The organism is Pseudidiomarina aquimaris, assembly GCF_003987395.1.
In the GTDB taxonomy this organism is placed as follows: domain Bacteria; phylum Pseudomonadota; class Gammaproteobacteria; order Enterobacterales; family Alteromonadaceae; genus Pseudidiomarina; species Pseudidiomarina aquimaris.
This window is the reverse complement of sequence record NZ_PIPT01000001.1, coordinates 148379-167372: the sequence shown is the minus strand read 5'-3', so window position 1 is coordinate 167372 and position 18994 is coordinate 148379. Positions and strand designations below refer to the sequence as shown.

Annotated in this window: 22 protein-coding genes and 1 tRNA gene; 10 read left to right on the top strand and 13 right to left on the bottom strand. The window is 49.5% G+C overall.

Annotated features, from left to right (window positions below):
• Window positions 1-6: 6 nt before the first annotated feature.
• From rpmI to thrS, 3 genes are all read right to left on the bottom strand, one after another.
• Window positions 7-204 carry a 50S ribosomal protein L35 gene (gene rpmI / locus CWE21_RS00850; protein ID WP_026862320.1) on the bottom strand — a complete coding sequence of 66 codons (198 nt, stop codon included), beginning with the start codon at window positions 202-204 and terminating at the stop codon, window positions 7-9.
• A 76-nt stretch (window positions 205-280) separates the two neighbouring features.
• Window positions 281-823, bottom strand: a complete 543-nt coding sequence (gene infC, locus CWE21_RS00845; RefSeq protein WP_126832259.1) for a translation initiation factor IF-3 — start codon at window positions 821-823, stop codon at window positions 281-283.
• Window positions 824-842: 19 nt separating this feature from the next.
• Window positions 843-2759 carry a threonine--tRNA ligase gene (thrS, locus tag CWE21_RS00840; RefSeq protein ID WP_126832258.1) on the bottom strand — a complete coding sequence of 639 codons (1917 nt, stop codon included), beginning with the start codon at window positions 2757-2759 and terminating at the stop codon, window positions 843-845.
• 139 nt (window positions 2760-2898) lie between these two features.
• Between thrS and CWE21_RS00835 the strand changes: the two genes are divergently transcribed.
• Both CWE21_RS00835 and CWE21_RS00830 read left to right on the top strand, forming a co-directional pair.
• Window positions 2899-3789, top strand: coding sequence for a DMT family transporter (locus CWE21_RS00835; RefSeq protein WP_126832256.1), 891 nt, complete (start codon window positions 2899-2901; stop codon window positions 3787-3789).
• 79 nt (window positions 3790-3868) lie between these two features.
• Entirely contained in the window at window positions 3869-4063 is a 195-nt protein-coding gene (locus CWE21_RS00830) for a CPXCG motif-containing cysteine-rich protein (protein WP_126770070.1), read from the top strand.
• A 91-nt stretch (window positions 4064-4154) separates the two neighbouring features.
• Here CWE21_RS00830 and CWE21_RS00825 read toward each other — a convergent pair whose 3' ends face one another.
• Window positions 4155-4763: a riboflavin synthase subunit alpha gene (locus tag CWE21_RS00825; protein WP_126832254.1), complete on the bottom strand. Its 609-nt coding sequence runs from the start codon at window positions 4761-4763 to the stop codon at window positions 4155-4157.
• Here CWE21_RS00825 and CWE21_RS00820 point away from each other — a divergent pair.
• The 4 genes from CWE21_RS00820 to CWE21_RS00805 all read left to right on the top strand — a co-directional run bounded on the left by CWE21_RS00820 (window position 4762) and on the right by CWE21_RS00805 (window position 8350).
• A complete protein-coding gene (locus CWE21_RS00820) occupies window positions 4762-5826 on the top strand; it encodes a DUF3080 family protein (protein WP_126832252.1) in 1065 nt (354 codons plus the stop codon). The two genes, CWE21_RS00825 and CWE21_RS00820, sit on opposite strands and share 2 nt — an antisense overlap.
• Window positions 5827-5913: 87 nt before the next feature.
• Complete coding sequence (locus CWE21_RS00815) at window positions 5914-6306, top strand: DUF6746 family protein (protein ID WP_126832250.1); 393 nt, start codon at window positions 5914-5916, stop codon at window positions 6304-6306.
• A gap of 8 nt (window positions 6307-6314) precedes the next feature.
• Window positions 6315-7151: an AAA family ATPase gene (locus CWE21_RS00810; protein ID WP_126832248.1), complete on the top strand. Its 837-nt coding sequence runs from the start codon at window positions 6315-6317 to the stop codon at window positions 7149-7151.
• Window positions 7151-8350, top strand: a complete 1200-nt coding sequence (locus tag CWE21_RS00805; RefSeq protein ID WP_126832247.1) for a vWA domain-containing protein — start codon at window positions 7151-7153, stop codon at window positions 8348-8350. The genes CWE21_RS00810 and CWE21_RS00805 overlap by 1 nt, the downstream gene beginning before the upstream one ends.
• Here the strand turns inward: CWE21_RS00805 and CWE21_RS00800 are convergent.
• On the bottom strand, window positions 8304-8771 hold the full coding sequence (locus CWE21_RS00800; protein WP_126832245.1) for an Rrf2 family transcriptional regulator: 468 nt from the start codon (window positions 8769-8771) through the stop codon (window positions 8304-8306). The two genes, CWE21_RS00805 and CWE21_RS00800, sit on opposite strands and share 47 nt — an antisense overlap.
• A 103-nt stretch (window positions 8772-8874) precedes the next feature.
• On the opposite strand from CWE21_RS00800, the gene CWE21_RS00795 reads away from it, so the two are divergent.
• Complete coding sequence (locus CWE21_RS00795) at window positions 8875-9096, top strand: hypothetical protein (RefSeq protein ID WP_126832243.1); 222 nt, start codon at window positions 8875-8877, stop codon at window positions 9094-9096.
• A gap of 141 nt (window positions 9097-9237) precedes the next feature.
• Window positions 9238-9314 (top strand) — tRNA-Val (locus CWE21_RS00790).
• Window positions 9315-9321: 7 nt separating this feature from the next.
• Here CWE21_RS00790 and rnk read toward each other — a convergent pair.
• A complete protein-coding gene (gene rnk / locus CWE21_RS00785) occupies window positions 9322-9726 on the bottom strand; it encodes a nucleoside diphosphate kinase regulator (RefSeq protein WP_126832241.1) in 405 nt (134 codons plus the stop codon).
• Window positions 9727-9793: 67 nt separating this feature from the next.
• Window positions 9794-10165 (bottom strand): GreA/GreB family elongation factor, encoded by a 372-nt coding sequence (locus CWE21_RS13570; protein WP_420821121.1) that lies wholly within the window; start codon window positions 10163-10165, stop codon window positions 9794-9796.
• Between the two features lie 309 nt (window positions 10166-10474).
• On the opposite strand from CWE21_RS13570, the gene CWE21_RS00775 reads away from it, so the two are divergent.
• Both CWE21_RS00775 and CWE21_RS00770 read left to right on the top strand, forming a co-directional pair.
• The gene (locus CWE21_RS00775; protein ID WP_126832237.1) at window positions 10475-12400 is read left to right on the top strand and encodes an acyl-CoA thioester hydrolase/BAAT C-terminal domain-containing protein; all 1926 of its coding nucleotides are present in this window, start codon (window positions 10475-10477) and stop codon (window positions 12398-12400) included.
• A 209-nt stretch (window positions 12401-12609) separates the two neighbouring features.
• The gene (locus CWE21_RS00770) at window positions 12610-12819 is read left to right on the top strand and encodes a cold-shock protein (RefSeq protein WP_126832235.1); all 210 of its coding nucleotides are present in this window, start codon (window positions 12610-12612) and stop codon (window positions 12817-12819) included.
• A gap of 69 nt (window positions 12820-12888) precedes the next feature.
• Here CWE21_RS00770 and CWE21_RS00765 read toward each other — a convergent pair whose 3' ends face one another.
• The 6 genes from CWE21_RS00765 to zwf are packed head-to-tail and all read right to left on the bottom strand — an operon-like array spanning window position 12889 to window position 18921.
• The gene (locus tag CWE21_RS00765; RefSeq protein WP_126832233.1) at window positions 12889-13170 is read right to left on the bottom strand and encodes a hypothetical protein; all 282 of its coding nucleotides are present in this window, start codon (window positions 13168-13170) and stop codon (window positions 12889-12891) included.
• A gap of 41 nt (window positions 13171-13211) precedes the next feature.
• Window positions 13212-13859, bottom strand: a complete 648-nt coding sequence (locus CWE21_RS00760) for a bifunctional 4-hydroxy-2-oxoglutarate aldolase/2-dehydro-3-deoxy-phosphogluconate aldolase (RefSeq protein WP_126832231.1) — start codon at window positions 13857-13859, stop codon at window positions 13212-13214.
• Window positions 13860-13871: 12 nt separating this feature from the next.
• Window positions 13872-14867 carry a glucokinase gene (glk, locus tag CWE21_RS00755; protein WP_126832229.1) on the bottom strand — a complete coding sequence of 332 codons (996 nt, stop codon included), beginning with the start codon at window positions 14865-14867 and terminating at the stop codon, window positions 13872-13874.
• 28 nt (window positions 14868-14895) lie between these two features.
• On the bottom strand, window positions 14896-16713 hold the full coding sequence (gene edd, locus CWE21_RS00750; protein ID WP_126832227.1) for a phosphogluconate dehydratase: 1818 nt from the start codon (window positions 16711-16713) through the stop codon (window positions 14896-14898).
• A 3-nt stretch (window positions 16714-16716) separates the two neighbouring features.
• Window positions 16717-17409 carry a 6-phosphogluconolactonase gene (gene pgl, locus CWE21_RS00745; RefSeq protein WP_126832225.1) on the bottom strand — a complete coding sequence of 231 codons (693 nt, stop codon included), beginning with the start codon at window positions 17407-17409 and terminating at the stop codon, window positions 16717-16719.
• A 36-nt stretch (window positions 17410-17445) separates the two neighbouring features.
• Entirely contained in the window at window positions 17446-18921 is a 1476-nt protein-coding gene (zwf, locus tag CWE21_RS00740; protein ID WP_126832223.1) for a glucose-6-phosphate dehydrogenase, read from the bottom strand.
• Between the last annotated feature and the right edge of the window lie 73 nt (window positions 18922-18994).

The following is an 18994-nucleotide window of genomic DNA, read 5'->3' as shown; positions in this document are numbered from 1 at the left end:
CTTTCCTTACGCGAATGGTAACATACGCTGAACTAAGCCAACATCGGCTTCGTGCACCATGCTCTTAGCACGCAGGTGACGCTTCCGCTTTGAGCTCTTTTTGGTCAGGATGTGACGCAAATGAGACTGTTTACATTTAAAGCCGCCTGAAGCGGTTTTTTTGAAGCGCTTAGACGCGCCCTTTTTCGATTTCATTTTCGGCATGAAAACTACTCCGCATTGTTAATTACAAGTGTAACAGGGTGAGGTCGGCCAACGCCTTCCTACTTGTGGACCACAGTTACTTCTTAGCAGGGGCCAGAACCATAATCATCTGGCGACCCTCAGCCCGTCTTGGGAACGACTCAACAGTTGAAATCTCTTGCAAATCGTCTTTGATACGATTGAGCAATTCGATGCCAAGCTCTTGGTGCGCCATTTCACGGCCACGGAAACGAACGGTGACTTTGGTTTTGTCACCTCCCTCGAGGAAGCGAGTCAGGTTGCGTAGTTTTACCTGATAATCGCCCTCATCAGTACCAGGACGGAATTTGACTTCCTTAACCTGAATTTGCTTCTGATTTTTCTTTTGCTCTTTAGCGTTCTTAGCTTTTTCGTAGAGGAACTTACCATAATCCATCAGACGACAAACTGGTGGCTCCGCATTTGGGCTAATTTCCACCAGATCAACACCGGCCTCTTCGGCCTTCTCAAGAGCTTCTTGAATACCTACGACACCAATCTGATCACCTTCAACGCCAATCAAACGTACTTCGTTTACGCGAATTTCGTCGTTGATCCGATTTTTATCTGCAGCTTTCTGAGTTCTTTTTCCGCCTTTAATGGGTCATTCCTCCAATCAATTAACTAATTTTGCGACTACGTACTTCGTCTTGCAGCTCAGCAATAAATTGCTCCAAGCCTTTTACGCCTTGGTCTTCGCCGCGACGGGTACGTACCGCAACCGCTTGGTTCTCGACTTCTTTATCGCCAACAACCAACATATAAGGAACACGTTTTAATGTGTGCTCGCGAATTTTAAAGCCTATTTTCTCATTTCTCAAGTCGGCTGTCGCCCTAAATCCGAGTTTATTCAACTCTTTTACGGTATTTTTGACGTAATCCGCCTGATTATCGGTGATATTCATCACTACAATCTGCGTTGGCGCAAGCCAAAGTGGGAAATAACCTGCGTATTCTTCAATCAGAATACCCATGAAACGTTCCAGCGAGCCCAAAATTGCGCGGTGAATCATTACCGGCGTGTGGCGCTCGTTATCTTCACCTACATAAGTGGCGCCTAAGCGACCCGGTAAGGCGAAATCGAGCTGTACAGTACCGCACTGCCACGCACGACCTAAACAGTCATGCAAGGTGAATTCAATTTTCGGACCATAGAATGCGCCCTCTCCTGGCAAGTACTCAAACGCAATGCCATTGTTTTTCAAGGCTTCAGCAAGAGCTTGCTCGGCGTGATCCCATGTTGCATCATCACCTAAACGTTTCTCCGGACGCGTCGACAGCTTCACCACAATGTCTTCGAAACCAAATGTTTTGTAGGTTTCGTAGACCATCTGAATACAGCCACTCACTTCGTCTTGAACTTGTTCTGGGGTACAGAAAACATGCGCATCGTCTTGCGTAAAGCCACGTACGCGCATCAAGCCGTGCAAGGCACCCGAAGGTTCATTACGGTGACAGCAGCCGAACTCAGCCATGCGCAACGGCAAATCACGGTACGATTTCAAACCTTGATTGAAGATTTGCACGTGTCCTGGACAGTTCATTGGCTTGATTGCATATTCACGGCTTTCTGATGCAGTGGTAAACATCAGTTCAGAGAATTTTTCCCAGTGCCCTGACTTTTCCCACAAGACGCGGTCCATCATCAACGGACCTTTCACTTCCTGATAGTCATACTCACGTAGCTTCTCGCGTACGTAACTTTCCAGCTCTTGGAAGATAGTCCAACCGTTGTGGTGCCAGAACACCATACCTGGTGCTTCTTCTTGCCAGTGGAACAAGTCTTGCGACTTACCGATTTTACGGTGATCACGCTTTTCCGCTTCTTCAAGACGCTGCAAATAGGCTTTTAACTGTTTCTTGTCTGCCCAAGCGGTGCCGTAGATACGCTGCAACATCTTGTTGTCAGAATTACCACGCCAGTAGGCACCCGCCACCTTCATAATTTTGAAATGTTGGCAGAACTTCATGTTCGGCACGTGCGGACCACGGCACATATCGACGTATTCTTCATGATGGTAAAGCGCAGGACGGTCGTCTTGGCTAATGTTTTCATCAAGAATTTCAATTTTGTACGGTTCGTGACGGCCGACAAAAGCTTCACGCGCTTCTTGCCAACTCACTTTCTTTTTGACGACTTCATATTCGGTTTTCGCCAACTCTTTCATGCGCTTTTCAAGCGCATCTAGGTCGTCTTGGGTCAGGGCTTTATCAAGATCAACGTCATAATAAAAACCGTTATCGATAACCGGGCCAATCGCCATTTTCACTTGCGGAAATAACTGTTTTAACGCATGACCTAAAAGGTGCGCGCACGAGTGGCGGATGATCTCAACGCCTTCCTCGTCTTTCGGGGTAATAATATGAACCGTCGCATCTTCGGTGATCAGGTCACAGGCATCCGCCAGTTGACCGTTAATTTTACCCGCCACGGTCGCTTTGGCGAGGCCAGGGCCGATATCTTGAGCTACTTCGAGGATTGAGACAGGTTTATCGAAAGCGCGTTGACTTCCATCAGGCAGCGTTACTACAGGCATTCTTTTGTTCCTTTTACAGTGGTGGCACCTACCAAGTGTCACTTGTGATTCAACGAGAAGCAGCCACTATACCGCATGGCTGCAGCGCACGCAATGCAACGCTTGGCCTTGATTTAAGCAACAGGTAAGATAGCGCGCTATGGAATCTTTACTTGGCCCAATGGCCGCCCTTTTTGCCGCGCTCTTTTGGGCCCTTGCCAACCTGCTCTACAGTCAGGCCGGTAGCTATTTGTCTGCCAGTCAATTGAACTTGGTCAAAGGCTTTGTCGCTGTGCCCCTGCTGTTCATTGTCGGCCTGGTCACCCAGCAATTGGTTCACTTTGATGGCAGCACCGCCGCTTGGCTCTTGCTCGCCAGTGGGGTCATTGGCATCACACTCGGCGATACTTTGTATTTCACCGCCTTACGCCGCATTGGCCCGTGGTACACCATGTTATTCGAGTACCTTGCTCCGCCCTTTGCTGCCATCATCGCTTGGCTTTGGTTGCAAGAAGCGATGAGCACGCGAGAAGTGTTCGCTGCATTAGTAGTTTTGCTCGGCATCATTATCATTACTACCGAGCGTAACCCACAGCGCCCGCAGGCTACCTTGAATTTAGCAGGTATAAGCGCCGCCACCGGTGCCGCGTTGTGCCAAGCGCTTGGCCTCGTTATGGCTTTTGAAGCGCTCGCCAGCTTCAGCGTCAACCCACTGCAAGCGGCCTTTGTGCGACTTGCCGCCGGCACCGCCGCGCTGACTGTTGCACTGCTCCTGTTAAAACCGAAAATGTTTTTACAAACCAAAGCAGCCCTACGGCATACCTCGTTACCATGGCTGCTGATTGCCATTTTTATGGGAACCTTTTTGGCCATTTGGCTACAACAAACTGCCATAGCTTATTTACACCCTGGCCTAGCCCAAACGCTGCTTGCGACCGCACCGCTGTGGCTTATTCCCATCCAATGGTGGCGCGGTGAGCCGCCCACTTTGCGCAGCGTGCTTGGCGCCCTCATCGCCGCCGTCGGTATCGCCGCACTTTTTTTGCGTTAGAACTTACCTCGTTAAATGGCATGAATGCATTCTTTGCACCATACTCAGCTTAGGTAGACATGTAAGCGAGAGGCATACCATGAATGTTGAAAAACTTCACGATGCCGCAGTGCGCTGTCCTCATTGCGGTCATCAGATTCACGTCAGCATTGACGTGTCACAAGGCGATCAAGATTATCAAGACGAGTGTCCGGCGTGCGGCAGTGATGTGCATTTGGATGTCCACGTCGACGACGCGCAAGACAAAATTATCGTCAAAGTACTAGAAGAGTGAAAGGCGATGTTTGATGTTCGCTGTTCGCACGCTCGCTTAGGCTCGCTCTTTGTTTAAACAAACAACGAACAGCGAATAGCGAACATCGCAGTTACCGGGTTTGTTCTAGGTAGCGATTTACTGTGTCGACAATGGTGATGGTTTGTTGATCAAACTCTAAATTCACTTTATCGCCCGGCTTCATATCGGCTAGATTTGTTAAACGCAACGTTTCTGGGATCAAATGTAGCGAGAACTGACTGTCATGCACCTGACCAATCGTAAGACTTGCGCCATTAACGCTGATAAAGCCTTTGGCAAAGACATAGGGCTTAAACTCAGCGGGGAAAGCTATCCACATCGCCACATTATCGGCCGTTTCAGACATCGTTTCTAGAGTGCCGGTGGTATGGATATGGCCCGAGACATGGTGGCCGCCAATTTCATCACCGACCTTCAATGAGCGCTCAAGGTTTACCTTGCTACCGACCGCTAACTGCCCCAAATTAGTAAGCTTGAGGGTCTCGTCGATCACGTCAAAATGCACGTTATCTGTGCTAAATTGAACCACTGTTAAGCAACAACCGTTAATAGCTATACTGGCACCGATTTCGAGATGGGTAAGGAACTGCGGTGCAACTTTTAAGGTCAAGTGGCGAAATTGTTCGCGTTGATCAATCGCAATAACTTCAGCTTGGGTTTGAACGATACCGGTAAACATGATGCGTGACTGGCTCCAACAACAAAGAATGCACACTATTGTACGGTCTCTGCGCGGGCTTGGCTATGCTTCATTAGCCTTCTTGCTGCTGGCCTGTAGTGATGTGCCAACCGCTCTAGCGCCCTTGCACGATTACCAAGCGCGAGTCGCCAATACATTAGAGCGCGAAGCGGTTGATTATCAATCGGTACCTGTACCGCAGCTACCCGATGTGCGCGACCTGCGTGTGGAGGTGCCGCGCGTCAGTGTTTCGCTGCTCGATTCTTGGCGCCTTGACCAATGTGCGGCGGGTCAGTTAATTGCCCAGCGCAACAGCGCCCTCGGTAAGCTCGAAGGCGGACTCACTCGTTATTTTTTTGACCGCAGGCTTACTCAGGCTATTGCGAGCTGTATTGAAGACCTAGAGCTCAGCGGAGAAACGGCGTTAGCGTCACGGTTACAGAAAGCCTATACCGAAAAATTAGCAACCTTACCCGCAAGTAAACAGTTGGCGATAGCAACGGACGATGCCCTGCGCCATACCCTGCGTGTTGCGGCAACAAGTCACAAAACGGCAGATGATGATGCGTTCGCTGCGGCACTCGCCGCGCTTGATCCACTGTTGGCGGTGTTAACAGCGTCCACGACCGACGCCCCGGCGATAGATGAGCCGCAACTTGAGCAAGCGCTCGAACATCTACACCAGACCGATTACCTTCCCAGATTATGGCGTACGCTGCATGAGTTGGACGCCTACCTAGTTCAACTAGAGCCTCTACTAGACAACCTTTCTACAGTTGCCGGCTGCACCAGTGCTGGGCGACCGGAGCGTGCTGAGGTGCTGCATACGGTGTTCTTGAAGTACTTTATTCAACAAGTGCAGCCGCAACTTGCTGGCTTTACCCGGCAAGGCTATGAGGTCAACGAGCGCTTACAGCAACTCGCAAAAGTTACGGAACAAGCGGCATTGCAGGATTACTTACAACAATTACAGACATTGACCCAACGCTTGAATCAACGCGCTCGTGCACATGTACAACCTTGGCAAGATTTCTTTACCGACTGCGGGTTTACACCAGGCTAACTACCTCTCTTGGTGTATCGACAATGTTCAGGTATTATTGATAATAATTCTCATTAAGAATCTAACTCATCCTACGAGGACTTATTTATGAAACGTACGCTTGCTACATTAACATTCACCGCATTAATATCTGCCACCCTTGGTCTTGGCGTTGCACACGCCGATGAGGACCAGCGTTATGAACACTTTAAAGGTCAACCAGCAAAGAATCTCGATCAAGCACTGTTTAACTTGGCTAATTTCAACGCAAAGTTAGAAGAGATCATGGCCAAAGACGAGTTAACGGCGAATGACATGGCCACCATTCATCAATTGAGCTACACCCTTGAAAACGCCCTACAGCGCCTCGATGAAGAAGTGGACACCATGCAAGAAGTGCTGGAAGAAGTGCATCTTGCTTCGGAAAGCATGGATTATGAAACGGTGAAGAAACAAGGTAAAGTTTACCTCGAATCGACCGGTAAAATCGTGAAAAAATAAGGAATCGTATGCACTTTAGCAGTACCTCGAGTTATATCGTTGCGGACGAATTGGCATTAGCGGTGAACGCCGCAGTAACGCTTGAAAAGCCGCTGTTGTTGAAAGGTGAGCCAGGTACTGGCAAAACACGCTTGGCCGAAGAACTGGCCGCGAGTTTAGGCGTACCGTTGCTGCGGTGGCAGATCAAATCAACCACCAAGGCACAACAAGGACTTTATGAGTACGACGCGGTGTCACGTCTGCGCGATAGTCAGCTCGGTAGCGATAAAGTGCATGATATTGCCAACTATATTAAACCGGGCAAGCTTTGGCAGGCCTTCACCGCCCCAGAGCGCCCGGTGTTATTGATCGATGAGATCGATAAAGCCGACATTGAGTTTCCCAATGATTTGCTGCACGAGCTAGATCAGATGGAATTCCATGTCTACGAAACTGGCGAACAAATCTCTGCCAAGCACCGCCCTATTGTGGTGATCACTTCGAATAATGAGAAAGAGTTGCCCGACGCCTTTTTGCGTCGCTGTTTCTTCCATTACATCAACTTCCCTGATGCCGATACCTTGGCACAGATAGTCCGTGTGCATCACCCCGATATTCAGCGTGATTTGCTGCAAACCGCATTGGAAGTCTTTTTTGATGTCCGCAACCTACCGAATTTAAAGAAGAAGCCTTCAACTTCGGAGCTCATTGACTGGTTGAAGCTGTTATTAGTGGAAGATATTGGAATAAGCGAGCTCAAGGAAAGCAATGGCTTAATGCCGATGTTTGGTGCGCTTCTTAAAAACGAGCAAGATGTACAGTTAGTTGAAAAACTGGCCTTTATGGCACGTCGTCGAGACAGCTAATGCTTATCGACTTTTTCTTTACGCTGCGTAAGCATGGCCTGAAAACCAGCATTACCGAGCTGATGGACCTACTCGCGGCACTCGAAAAACAAGTGGTGTTTGCCGACGTTGAAGCGTTTTATTACCTTGCACGCTTAACTTTGGTCAAAGACGAAAGCCAGTTTGACCGCTTTGACCGTGCGTTCGCGGAATACTTCGAGGGCGTCGAACAAGTCGACCTTGCCAGCGCCATTCCAGAAGACTGGCTGCGCCGCTCGCTGCAACGCCAGCTTACCGAAGAGGACAAAGCCAAGCTGCAAAGCATGGGTGGCTTAGATGAGCTATTGAAAGCCTTTCAAGAGCGCATGAAAGAGCAGCAAGAACGTCACGCTGGCGGTAACAAATGGATTGGTACCGGTGGCACATCCCCATTTGGAGCCTATGGTTACAACCCTGAAGGCATTCGCATTGGCCAAGATGGATCTAATGCCCGCCGTGCGGTCAAAGTCTGGGACAAGCGCGAGTTTCGTGACCTCGACACCGAAGGCGAACTCAACAACCGTACCATGCAACTTGCTTTACGTAAGTTACGCAAATTCGCTCGCACCGGTAGTGCAGAAGAGCTCGATTTAGATGAAACCATTCGCGCTACTTCACAAAAAGCCGGTTTACTCGATTTGAAATGGCGTCCGGAACGCCACAATGCGGTGAAAGTCCTGCTCTTATTTGACGTCGGTGGCTCGATGGATGATTTTATTTACGAGTGCCAGCAACTCTTTGCTGCCGCTCGCAGTGAATTCAAACACCTAGAATTTTATTACTTTCATAACTGTGTTTATGAAGAGGTGTGGCAGTCTAACGAGAGGCGCTTTAGCGAGAAAACGCCGACCCGCGAACTCATCAATACATATGGCCGTGATTACAAGCTTATTTTCGTTGGGGACGCCACCATGGGGCCCTACGAAATAGCTTACCCCGGCGGCAGTGTCGAACATTGGAACGAGGAGCCTGGTCAAGTGTGGATGCGCCGCTTGTTGAATCATTTCGATAACGCGGTTTGGCTCAACCCGCAACCGTTGGAACACTGGAAGTGGCATCATTCGATCGACATGATGCACGAACTCATGGGGGGCCGCATGTACCCCATGACGCTTGATGGTATCAGCGAAGCCATTACGACGCTGTTGAGAAAATCTGCAACAACTGCCCCCGTTTCTTAAGCAAGTCGGCGAGGGTAAACTCTCGTAAGTAGTCGTAAAATAGCTCTTTGCCACGCGCCACAATGCCATTAAGCTCGCACGCTGGTAGTGCCACACAATAAGGGTTGTGGCACTCAATCCACGGCTCATCGCCCTCAAGCTGACGTATCACATAATCCAAACGAATTTCATTAGGCGCTTTAGCCAGGAAAAAGCCACCATTTTTGCCGCGACGTGTTTCAATCAACTGCAAACGGCCCAAATGATGTACCACTTTGTTGACGTGATTACTCGACAAACTGAAGGTTTCACAAATGTCTTTGATCGTGGTTAAGCGCTCAGGTGCTGTGGAACCTTCACCTGCTGCTTTATTCGCGCTCTCCTTAGCGCCCAGGTACATCAAGATCCGTAAACCATAATCAGTGTATTTTTTTAATTGCATTCGCTCAGCCTACCCTTTGCAGAGAATTACACTCGTAAACTTGATTTCAGTCAAAGATACATGAATAATGCATATTACAAAACATGCATTGGAGATGTAGGTTATGACAGCACAAACTTTATTGCGTTGCGCCAACACTGCGATGGTCGTATTTTTGGTGCTTTTCTGCATTGTCGCTTATCTGGCATGGGGTATGGAAGCGCAACTTCCCCTTATGTTGATCGCGGTCTTACATTTTTTACAAATACTTCTGGCTGGGCTTTTTAAAGTTTCGTATGTGGTGCGGCTAATTGCCCAGAATCAATTAGGCTTGGCGTTACGCTAACCACCGTAACAGCGGCAACTGCTGAAATGTTAGACAAACAGTTCTCCAACCCGCGATTTTTAGCAAAAATGGCTTGCACCTCTACCGTAGAATGAATAATATAGCGGCCGTTCACGCAACGTGGACGCGTTATTAAAATGTACGACCGTAGCTCAGTTGGTTAGAGCGCTACCTTGACATGGTAGAGGTCGGTGGTTCGAATCCACTCGGTCGTACCAATTATTCTTAGCTCACGTTATCCATTTGCTGATTTCGACTAGCAGCCACCCCCAAAACCTCTACCGTTTGTAAACCACGATTGGTTTGCCAAGTGATACGCTGTCCGACACTTAAACCAATTAGCGCTGCACCTAGGGGTGCAAAAATAGATAAGTTATCAGCGGCGTTAGGCGCTTTTCCTGGTACTACCAAGGTGCGAGTGAAAACTTTATCGGTATCGACCACGCGAAAGGTCACTTGCTGATTAAGCGCCACACAGTCGTCTGGCAAGTCAGCAGGCTTAACGATTTTTGCGCGCGCCAACTCGGTTTCCAGTGCATCAATAAATTCCGGTGTTAGTGTCGCGTCGACCAGCCCCATCTCAATGGCGTCAAGGTCACGTTGCGTCAAAATAATTTCTGGCTTGGTCATTCTAATTCTCCTTAACTACTGCCAAGAAAAAAGGCTCCGAAGAGCCCTTTATTAGTCTTCGATTTAATCATTTACTGTTAATTTTCATTACTTCCCAACAACTCTCTTGGCCGTGCCAATCGAGCTTGATTCTTGCACCGCGGTGGCATCCGAGCACAGCGCTACCGATGGGTGAAAGTATCGAAATCTTATGATCTAGGGGTACCGCCCTCTGCGGTGTTACCACTTGGATGGTGATTTGTTCACCGCTCGCCCGCTGTTTAAGCGTTACTCGACTGCCAACCCTCACACAAGCGTCCAAACGCGAATGACGATGCGAGGCCGTATCCAAATTATTCAACAAAGACTGCAATCTTTGTGGCTGTAGCAAAATGTGCTGACTTGCGTCTTGAAAAATAGGCTGACGCGTACAGGCCGACCTGCTACAAACGTTCAACATGCGCCTAAGCACGATGCTTCTCCGAATGTTTTATGTGGTTAAGATTTAGGTGTTTTCGAACAACAAGAATTGCATGCCGGACACAGCAGCTGCGCCCGGCTTAAATTGGAAAGGTGAGATCGGTACTCAGTAATGTGTAGCTCGACTTAAACATAAGCCCCTCAACAGTGTAGAGCTCTATGATAGCCCAACGGCTTTTTTTAGCAAGCTCCCTTGTCATTGAAATATTTGTTTTCATTCAGTTACTTGAAAGGTCAACAAATTCACTCTTTAATGGCTGCTTAAACAACAAGCTAAAATCACAACACTATGTCCCGTATCTTAAAAGCCATGACGATTATCGTTACCGTAACCGCCCTCAGCGGTTGTGGTGAAAAAGGTTATCCGAGCAACTTATTGGTAGAAAAAGTCTCAACAGCTGATTTGCAAGCCATCCTTATTGCCCCCAAAAGCAGTAAACCGAGCGCAACGGTCATCGTTCTCAGCGGTTCAGATGGTGGCTATCAAAGTGCCGCAACTACAGCTGAGAAGCTTGCGGAACATGGCATCGCAGCTCTAGCCGTGGCTTATTTTGGCATGGACGGTGTACCGGCAACCCTAAATGAGATACCGCTCGAGTATTTCAGCAATGCGGTGGAATTTATTGACCAACATCCGCAGCTTACCCGCAATCAGTGTGGTCAGATAGGTGTCGTGGGTAGCTCTCGTGGTGCTGAGTTGGCACTTTTACTCGGTGCTCACAATGCCGATTTTGCGCCAATTGCGGCACTTTCACCGAGTTCGCATGTGTGGGGCGGCGTGGGTAATAGCAGCGCCGCCTGGACTTTTAAAGGCGAGCCACTGCCTTATGTAGAGCGTCACTCGGACCCAGATTATGCGGTCGAGCGCTTCATCGGCGTTGGCTATTTTAGCGAGGATCTTAGCCATGACGACGGTTCCAAAGCCTTGATTCCGGTCACCGACATTAGCGGCCAGGTATTATTACTGGCTGGCACGGACGACCAACTTTGGCCCTCTGCGCAGATGGCACAAACGATAGAACAGCAATTCGTTGATAATTTCCAACCCAGCAAGGTACAGGCGCTCTACTTCGCCGATGCGGGTCATGTCATTGCACCTGGGGCACCGAGCAACCTAAACGAAGTCACAGCAACTAGTGGCACGAAAATAGTTCTAGGCGGTACGACCGAAGCCAATCAACAAGCGCAAAGACTGGCTCTTGAAGCGATGGTAAAACTCTTTAGTGAACCCGTTTGCCGCACCACTCCCAAGGAAAACAGCTTTGCCCCAGAAAAACTCATTGAACTGCGCGAGCTCGTTGACCAAGCCGGAAGTTCCTCGATGGTGCTCATGGAAAATGGCGAAATTTCCTTTGAATTCGGTGACATTCATCGTAAACACACGATTCATTCGATTCGTAAGGCCATGCTCAATTCTTTATACGGCATTTATGTTGAACGCGGCGTTATTAACTTAGATGCAACGCTCAAAGAGCTGGGTATTGATGATATTCACGGCTTGTCCGACATTGAGAAATCAGCAACGGTCAGACATCTTCTTAAATCCCGTAGCGGTGTTTATCATCCGTCAGCGGCGACCAACGCCGGCATGTTAGCAGCCATGCCCGAGCGCCATAGTGTCGGACCAGACACGCAGTATGTCTATAACAACTGGGACTTTAATACTGCCGGAGCCATTTTTGAAAAGCTCACTGGTGAAAGTATCTATACCGCCTTCGCACGTGAGATTGCCGAGCCTTTAGGTATGCGCGACTATAAAGGGCAATTCACAACTATCGACGATGAGACGGACCTTAAAAGCCTTGAGGTCGACGGTTTTTATTACTACGAACCTGAAAAATCAAAGTACCCAGCCTACCATATGCGCATGTCAGCCTATGATATGGCACTCTACGGTCAACTCTACGAAAACGGCGGTATGTGGAACGGTAAACGCTTGTTAAGTGAGGACTGGATAGAGCAAAGCACAACCTCATACTCGGTAACCAACGCTTATATGGACTTTGGCTACGGCATGCTTTGGAATGTTATCAACCCTAATGAAGAGCGCGAAAGCAAATCGTTTTATCACACGGGCGTTGGCATCCACATGCTAGCTGTCTATCCCGCCGCTGACTTCGTTTTCGTGCATCGGGTTGCAACTGAGCACGATGCCCCATTTGACCAGCAGAACCTTTATCGCATTATCGGCGGTATCTGGGGCGCGCGGCGCTAGAAAAATAAAAAACGATATAGTTTGACTTCGGTAGGAATAAGCGTATTGTGGGCGGCGTTGGATAAGAATTTGAAAGTTAAATCTCCTCTACGACGCCTCATTAGCAGTAAGTCTTCGTCCTGTAGCTTTAAACCTCCATTTTTACCCGCATGACCGCGTTAAGGTCGTGAACCTTTGCGCACAACAAATTAATTTATAGGATGACTATTATGTCTAATACAGTAACTGGCGTTGTTAAATGGTTTAACGAAGCAAAAGGTTTTGGTTTCATCGAGCAGCAAGGTGGCGCAGACGTATTTGCTCACTTTAGCGCTATCCAAGGTAACGGTTTCAAAACCCTAGCTGAAGGCCAAGCCGTATCGTTCTCAATTACTCAAGGTCCTAAAGGCCCACAAGCTGAGAACATCGTAGCGATTTAAGCCATCGTTGCGATTACAAGCAAAAATATATAGTTGAGCCCTGGTTTCCCCAGGGCTTTTTTGCTTGAGTTAAAGGATCCCTACAGCAAGTTCAGCCCAGGTCAAAAGAAATAGAATAATCGCGCCCACCGTCAACAAAGATTTGTAACGTGTGGGAACAAGAGTTCGGCCTACGAGAATTACGCTCCCTGTTACGAACAACAGCGTTGCCATCACAGCGTAATCAACAACTCCCCAATTCACTTCGTCGCTGAAATGTCCTGCGATAAAGGGGATCGAAAGCACAACTACAATAAGAACTAAAAGCCCAACAAAGTGCTTTAATTGCACTTTTCCTGTTACCTTACTCATGCCCCCTCCTTTATTTCCCTATTCGGATGCAGACTGACGTCTTACGTTCGTAGTTTAGTCAAAGCGGTTGCAGCAGCGTCTTCCACCGCGAGCCAGTTTTTCGCATCGATAGCATCTTTCGGTAAAATCCACGAACCACCGACACATTTCACGTTCGGCAGCGCTAAATAGTCTCGGTAATTACCTTGGTTGATTCCACCTGTTGGGCAAAAACGAATGTCAGGAAAAGGTCCCGCGATCGATTTCAGCATTGCGCAACCGCCAGCAGCCTCCGCGGGGAAAAACTTGAGGTGGGTATAGCCCAGTTCCTTTGCCGTCATCAATTCCGAGATGGTCGCAACGCCCGGTATCAACGGAACATCACCGTGTGCACCCGCGCGCAAGAGCTCATAGGTAATGCCTGGACTGATCGCAAATTGCGCACCAGCCGCTTTCACTTGCGCGAGTTCTTCTGGAGTAGTAACCGTACCAGCCCCGACCACTGCCCGCGGTAGTTTTTCGCGGATCTTTTCAATGGCTGCCAGAGCAACTGGCGTTCGTAGTGTTACCTCTAAGATAGGCACTCCAGCTGCCATTAACGCCTCGGCCATGGGTACTGCGTCTTCAAGCCGTTCAATCACCATAACAGGCACTACGGGGCTCAGCTTAAATAAATCACTTGGCGCTAATTGCCAATGGGGAAAACTCATATCGCCCTCTACTTATTTAGATTGTTGTAATGACTGTTTCAAATATTGCCCCACGCCTCGCAAACCAGCGTGTTCTGCCGTGATAACAAAGCAAGGGATCGCCTCGGCCACTTGGCAGAAACGGCCCTTATGCTCAAATCGTGCGCGAAAATTAGAGGTTGCCATCAGTTGCATCAACTTCGGGACCACGCCTCCGGCAATGTATACACCACCGTAGGTATTCAAATTCAGCGCTAAGTTACCTGCAAAACTGCCCAAGCTTGCAAAGAACTGATTCACCGTTTCTAGTGCAAGCGTATCGATACCGCTCAGCGCACGTTGTCCTATCTTCGCTGCACTTAGCGGTACCACATTGCGGCCGTGGTAGTCCGCCAGGGCCAAGTAAAGCGTCTCGAGACCGGGCCCTGAAAGCACGCGCTCGGCCGAGACGCGGCCAAAGCGATTGTGAATAAAGCGGTGAATTGCCCATTCCTTTTCATTGGTAGGCGCCCAGTCGACATGGCCTCCCTCACCTGGCAGCGGCATCACTTGACCGTCGGGTAAGGTAATAAGGTGCCCTACGCCTAATCCTGTACCGGCACCGAGTACCGCTTTCGGAGCTTTCGGGGTGATTTTGCCACCGCCAATCTGTTTTAATTCGTGCGGTTGCAAAGTAACAATACTCATCGCCGCGGCCGCGAAGTCATTCAACACTTTAAAGGTCTTCAAGCCCATTGATTTACGCACACCGCGTATCGAAAACTGCCAATGGTGGTTGGTCATATTGATTTCGTCAGTGTCGACCGGACAAGCAATGGCAATGGCGACGTGCTCAAGCGGTACATCTTGCTCACGACTGTACGCTGTCATCACGTCCGTTAGGGTCGGATAATCGGCGCAGGCGAACACCTGCACACGGTCTAACTCGAAAGTGGTTAGGTTAATACGACAAAAACGCGCATTAGTCCCACCGATATCGGCCACGACAGCGCAGGTGTCCGGCGCCAACGCTTCAGTTTCATTTACCATCTTTATTCTTCTTTATTTTTGGTTTCATTTACTGTTCAGAAAATAACACACAGGCACCCTCTTCGGCGCCACTGTAATTGGTACGGAATACACCAAAGAGTTCGCGTCCCATGCCTTGATGGCTATCGCTAAGGTCAAGCGTGGCCTGAGCACGTTGTTCCAACGCATCACTCTCTACCAGTACATCCAAGGTACCACTTAAGGCATCGAGGCGAACTAAGTCACCGTCCTGGATTTTACCGATAACTCCGCCGTCCACCGCTTCTGGCGTCACGTGAATCGCCGCTGGAACTTTACCCGATGCACCCGACATACGACCATCGGTCACCAAGGCAACTTTATAACCGCGTTTCTGCAGCACGCCCAGAGGTGGCGTTAACTTATGCAGCTCTGGCATGCCGATAGCTTTTGGTCCTTGGAAGCGCACCACGACGACACAATCGCGGTCCAGTTCACCCGCTTTAAAACGTTCTTCAAGTTCGTGTTGGCTCGACATCACCACTGCAGGTGCGGTAATGATTTCAGTTCCTTCTGGAATAGCTGAAGTTTTCATAACCGCGCGGCCTAAGTTACCGGATAAAACTGCGAGTCCACCGTGGTCACTGAATGGTGCATCAGCGCCGCGCAACACGTCCGTGTCGAGAGATTTTTCAGGACCATCGCGCCATACTACTTTGCCATTTTCCATTTCCGGCTTTTGCGTATAACGACGTAAGCCTTGACCGGCAACGGTTTTAACGTCTTCATGCAACAATCCGGCATCTAGCAAAGTGCGCACTAAGAACGCCATGCCACCGGCACGCTGAAAGTGGTTAATGTCTGCATCGCCGTTCGGATAAATCCGTGTCACCAACGGTGTTACGCTGGAAATTTCAGCAAAATCGTCCCAATCGATGCGGTAGCCAGCCGCACGCGCGACAGCTATCAAGTGCATGGTGTGGTTGGTTGAACCGCCCGTTGCCAGCAAGCCAACGAGTCCGTTAACGATACTTTTCGCCGTCACAATCTCACTGATCGGCGTATAATCGGTGCCAAGATCAGTGATACGGGTGACTTGTTGCGCGGCTACACGAGTCAGTGCTTCACGTAATTCACTGCCGGGATTGACGAAAGACGAGCCAGGCAGTTGTAAACCCATGATCTCAACGACCAATTGATTGGAGTTTGCAGTACCGTAAAAAGTACAGGTACCAGGACTGTGGTAAGACGCCGCTTCGGCCTCAAGTAAGTCATCTTTGCTTACTTTACCCTCCGCATACAGCTCACGTACGCGCGCTTTTTCTTTATTGGTGATACCTGAAGGCATCGGTCCTGCGGGCACAAAAACAAAGGGTAAATGACCAAAGCGTAACGCGGCAAGCAGCAATCCTGGTACAATTTTGTCGCAAATACCCAGCATCAAGCCGCCATCAAACATGTTGTGCGACAAACTTACTGCCGCAGCCATGGCAATCACGTCACGGCTTACCAGACTGAGCTCCATGCCCGGTTGGCCTTGCGTGACACCATCACACATCGCCGGTACGCCACCCGCGACCTGGGCAACACTGCCTACATCACGGATAGCGGCTTTTAGCTTATCGGGATAGTCGTGATAAGGCTGGTGCGCCGACAGCATATCGTTATACGCCGTCACAATACCAATATTCGCTCGGGTTAGGCTGCGCAATTCGCCTTTGTCTTCTTTACCGCAGGCGGCAAAACCATGGGCGAGATTGCCACACGACAAAGCACCGCGGTGCGGACCTTTGCGTCGTGCCGCTGCCATTTGCTCAAGATAACGTTGCCGATCGGCGGCGCTGCGCTCTTCAATACGTTGCGTAACACGTTCAATAACGGGATGCATAATTTACTCCTCTGGCACTGCCAGCATGACCTCAACGGGAACACTGTCCTGCTGCAATACCCAACTTACGGGAAAGTCGGCGTTTTCCTGCAGGGCTTGTGCAAGCACTTTAGCTTTGCCCGCCCCCGAGAGATGAAAATAGATTTGGCGGCTGTTTAACAGCCGCGACAAGCTTAACGTCATGCGCTGATGCGGTGCCGTTGTTGGCGTCATCGCTGCGACAGCGTCATCTGTGCTGAGCGCATGCTCGAGTTCGGCGCTACACGGGAAAAGTGATGCGGTATGCCCGTCTTCGCCCATACCCAAAATAACCACATCAAAACGCGGCACCTTCGCCAAGCGCTCGTTGATCTGCGCAACAGCATCGGCAGCGTCAGCGTCAGCTGTTAGTAAGCTAATAAAATTCGCGGCTGCAGCCTGATGTTGCAGTAAGTGCGCTCGCACTAAACGCTCATTGCTCTGAGCATCGGTCGCTGGCAACCAACGTTCGTCAGCGAGCAAAATCGTAATCTTTGGCCACGGCAGCATCTGCTTACTTAGACGCTCGAATAATGGCACGGGGGTGCGCCCACCAGACACCACCAAATAAGCATGTCCGCGTTCCGCAACGGCCTGCTCCAACTCGCGGCACAGTTGGCGTGAAAACTGGTCGATTAAGTCACTATCGTGATTAAATTCTTTTACTAAAGCAGTCATTCTGTATCTCTTTTACTTCACTAGCTTAAAGCCAACTTACGCGTCGTCGTCCCACTCGCGGCCATCTTGGGCAAGCAGCGTTACGGAGGCTACAGGCCCCCAAGTACCGGCTTGGTAGCTCTTCGGCAGTTCGCCCAAATGCGACCACGCAGCTCGAATACCGTCGATCCAGCGCCATGCGTGCTCAACTTCCTCGCGCGACACAAACAAATATTGGTTGCCTTGAATCGCTTCTAGCAATAAACGTTCATAAGCGTCGGCAATGCGCTTGTTTTCAAAGGTTTCGTAAAAGCTTAAATCTAAGGTCGTCGGTTTTAGCTGCATCTGCTTACCGAGTCCTGGCACTTTATTCATCATTTGAATTTCGACGCCTTCGTCAGGCTGCAACCGAATAATCAAGCGGTTTGGCGGCAGTTGGCTTAAGCTTTCATGGAAGATATTGTGCGGTTGACGCTTAAAGGTAATGACGACCTCGGTGCGCTTTTCTGGCATGCGCTTGCCGGTGCGCAAGTAAAACGGCACACCTGACCAACGCCAGTTATCGATATGAGCCTTAAGCGCCACAAAAGTCTCGGTCGAGCTCTCTTTACGAGCACCCTCTTCCTCTAAGTAGCCTGGCACTTTACTGTCGGCAACAAACCCAGCAGTGTATTGACCCCGTACCGTGTCATCTTGCACATTGTCAGCGGTTACTGGACGCAGGGAACGCAAAACTTTGAGTTTCTCTTCACGGATATTCTCGGTATCAAGGCGCGTGGGTGGCTCCATCGCAATCAGCGATAGCACCTGTAGAAGGTGGTTTTGAACCATATCGCGCAGCTGACCTGCGTCATCGTAATAGCTCCAACGCCCTTCAACACCCACCTGCTCAGCAGCGGTGATTTGGATATGGTCGATGGTATTGTGATTCCATTGATCAGAAAAAATAGAATTGGCAAAACGCAGCGCAAGTAGATTAAGCACCGTTTCTTTACCAAGATAATGGTCGATACGGTACACTTGAGATTCGTCAAAATATTCAGCCACTTGTTTATTGATTGCGCACGACGAAGGCAAATCTTCGCCCAGCGGTTTTTCCAACACTACCCGCGCTGGCTGCTTGGTTAAGCCAATACTGCTGAGGCCGTCACAAATGGTCGAAAAAAGCTGCGGCGGGGTTGCGAGGTAACTAATCGGCGTGCGCCCTTCTGCAGGCTTTACGATATCGGCAATGGTTTGATAAGCAGCGATATCTTTGAGATCGACGTTACAGTAATGAAGTTTTTCAGCAAAGCGTGACCAGACTTCGTCGTCAACAGCTTCTTTGGTCATGAATTTGTTTAAGCTTGCCAGTACCTGTTCGCGGTAGGCGCTGGTGTCGATGTCATCGCGTGCCACACCAACAACGCGCGCGTTGGCGTGCAATAAGCCCGACTTTTCTAACTGATACAGCGCTGGTAGCAGCTTGCGCCGTGCCAGATCGCCCAAAGTCCCGAATAAAATCAAATCGCAACAGGCTGCAGACGTGGTCATGACATTCCTCTTTTGTGGGTCTGTATTTTCTTCTTATTATGTAATTTTCCAACAAATCGACTAAGATGCTAGC

Excerpts from the sequence above, each read along its gene's own strand:
- CWE21_RS00765 (WP_126832233.1), bottom strand. The coding sequence starts at position 13,170 with ATGAGTAAGGTAACAGGAAAAGTGCAATTAAAGCACTTTGTTGGGCTT.
- CWE21_RS13570 (WP_420821121.1), bottom strand. The coding sequence starts at position 10,165 with ATGTTGAACGTTTGTAGCAGGTCGGCCTGTACGCGTCAGCCTATTTTT.
- CWE21_RS00805 (WP_126832247.1), top strand. The coding sequence starts at position 7,151 with ATGCTTATCGACTTTTTCTTTACGCTGCGTAAGCATGGCCTGAAAACC.
- edd (WP_126832227.1), bottom strand. The coding sequence starts at position 16,713 with ATGCATCCCGTTATTGAACGTGTTACGCAACGTATTGAAGAGCGCAGC.
- CWE21_RS00810 (WP_126832248.1), top strand. The coding sequence starts at position 6,315 with ATGCACTTTAGCAGTACCTCGAGTTATATCGTTGCGGACGAATTGGCA.
- CWE21_RS00760 (WP_126832231.1), bottom strand. The coding sequence starts at position 13,859 with ATGAGTTTTCCCCATTGGCAATTAGCGCCAAGTGATTTATTTAAGCTG.
- rpmI (WP_026862320.1), bottom strand. The coding sequence starts at position 204 with ATGCCGAAAATGAAATCGAAAAAGGGCGCGTCTAAGCGCTTCAAAAAA.
- CWE21_RS00830 (WP_126770070.1), top strand. The coding sequence starts at position 3,869 with ATGAATGTTGAAAAACTTCACGATGCCGCAGTGCGCTGTCCTCATTGC.
- zwf (WP_126832223.1), bottom strand. The coding sequence starts at position 18,921 with ATGACCACGTCTGCAGCCTGTTGCGATTTGATTTTATTCGGGACTTTG.
- glk (WP_126832229.1), bottom strand. The coding sequence starts at position 14,867 with ATGGTAAATGAAACTGAAGCGTTGGCGCCGGACACCTGCGCTGTCGTG.
- CWE21_RS00770 (WP_126832235.1), top strand. The coding sequence starts at position 12,610 with ATGTCTAATACAGTAACTGGCGTTGTTAAATGGTTTAACGAAGCAAAA.
- thrS (WP_126832258.1), bottom strand. The coding sequence starts at position 2,759 with ATGCCTGTAGTAACGCTGCCTGATGGAAGTCAACGCGCTTTCGATAAA.
- CWE21_RS00815 (WP_126832250.1), top strand. The coding sequence starts at position 5,914 with ATGAAACGTACGCTTGCTACATTAACATTCACCGCATTAATATCTGCC.
- pgl (WP_126832225.1), bottom strand. The coding sequence starts at position 17,409 with ATGACTGCTTTAGTAAAAGAATTTAATCACGATAGTGACTTAATCGAC.
- rnk (WP_126832241.1), bottom strand. The coding sequence starts at position 9,726 with ATGACCAAGCCAGAAATTATTTTGACGCAACGTGACCTTGACGCCATT.
- CWE21_RS00835 (WP_126832256.1), top strand. The coding sequence starts at position 2,899 with ATGGAATCTTTACTTGGCCCAATGGCCGCCCTTTTTGCCGCGCTCTTT.
- CWE21_RS00795 (WP_126832243.1), top strand. The coding sequence starts at position 8,875 with ATGACAGCACAAACTTTATTGCGTTGCGCCAACACTGCGATGGTCGTA.
- CWE21_RS00775 (WP_126832237.1), top strand. The coding sequence starts at position 10,475 with ATGTCCCGTATCTTAAAAGCCATGACGATTATCGTTACCGTAACCGCC.
- CWE21_RS00825 (WP_126832254.1), bottom strand. The coding sequence starts at position 4,763 with ATGTTTACCGGTATCGTTCAAACCCAAGCTGAAGTTATTGCGATTGAT.
- CWE21_RS00820 (WP_126832252.1), top strand. The coding sequence starts at position 4,762 with ATGATGCGTGACTGGCTCCAACAACAAAGAATGCACACTATTGTACGG.
- CWE21_RS00800 (WP_126832245.1), bottom strand. The coding sequence starts at position 8,771 with ATGCAATTAAAAAAATACACTGATTATGGTTTACGGATCTTGATGTAC.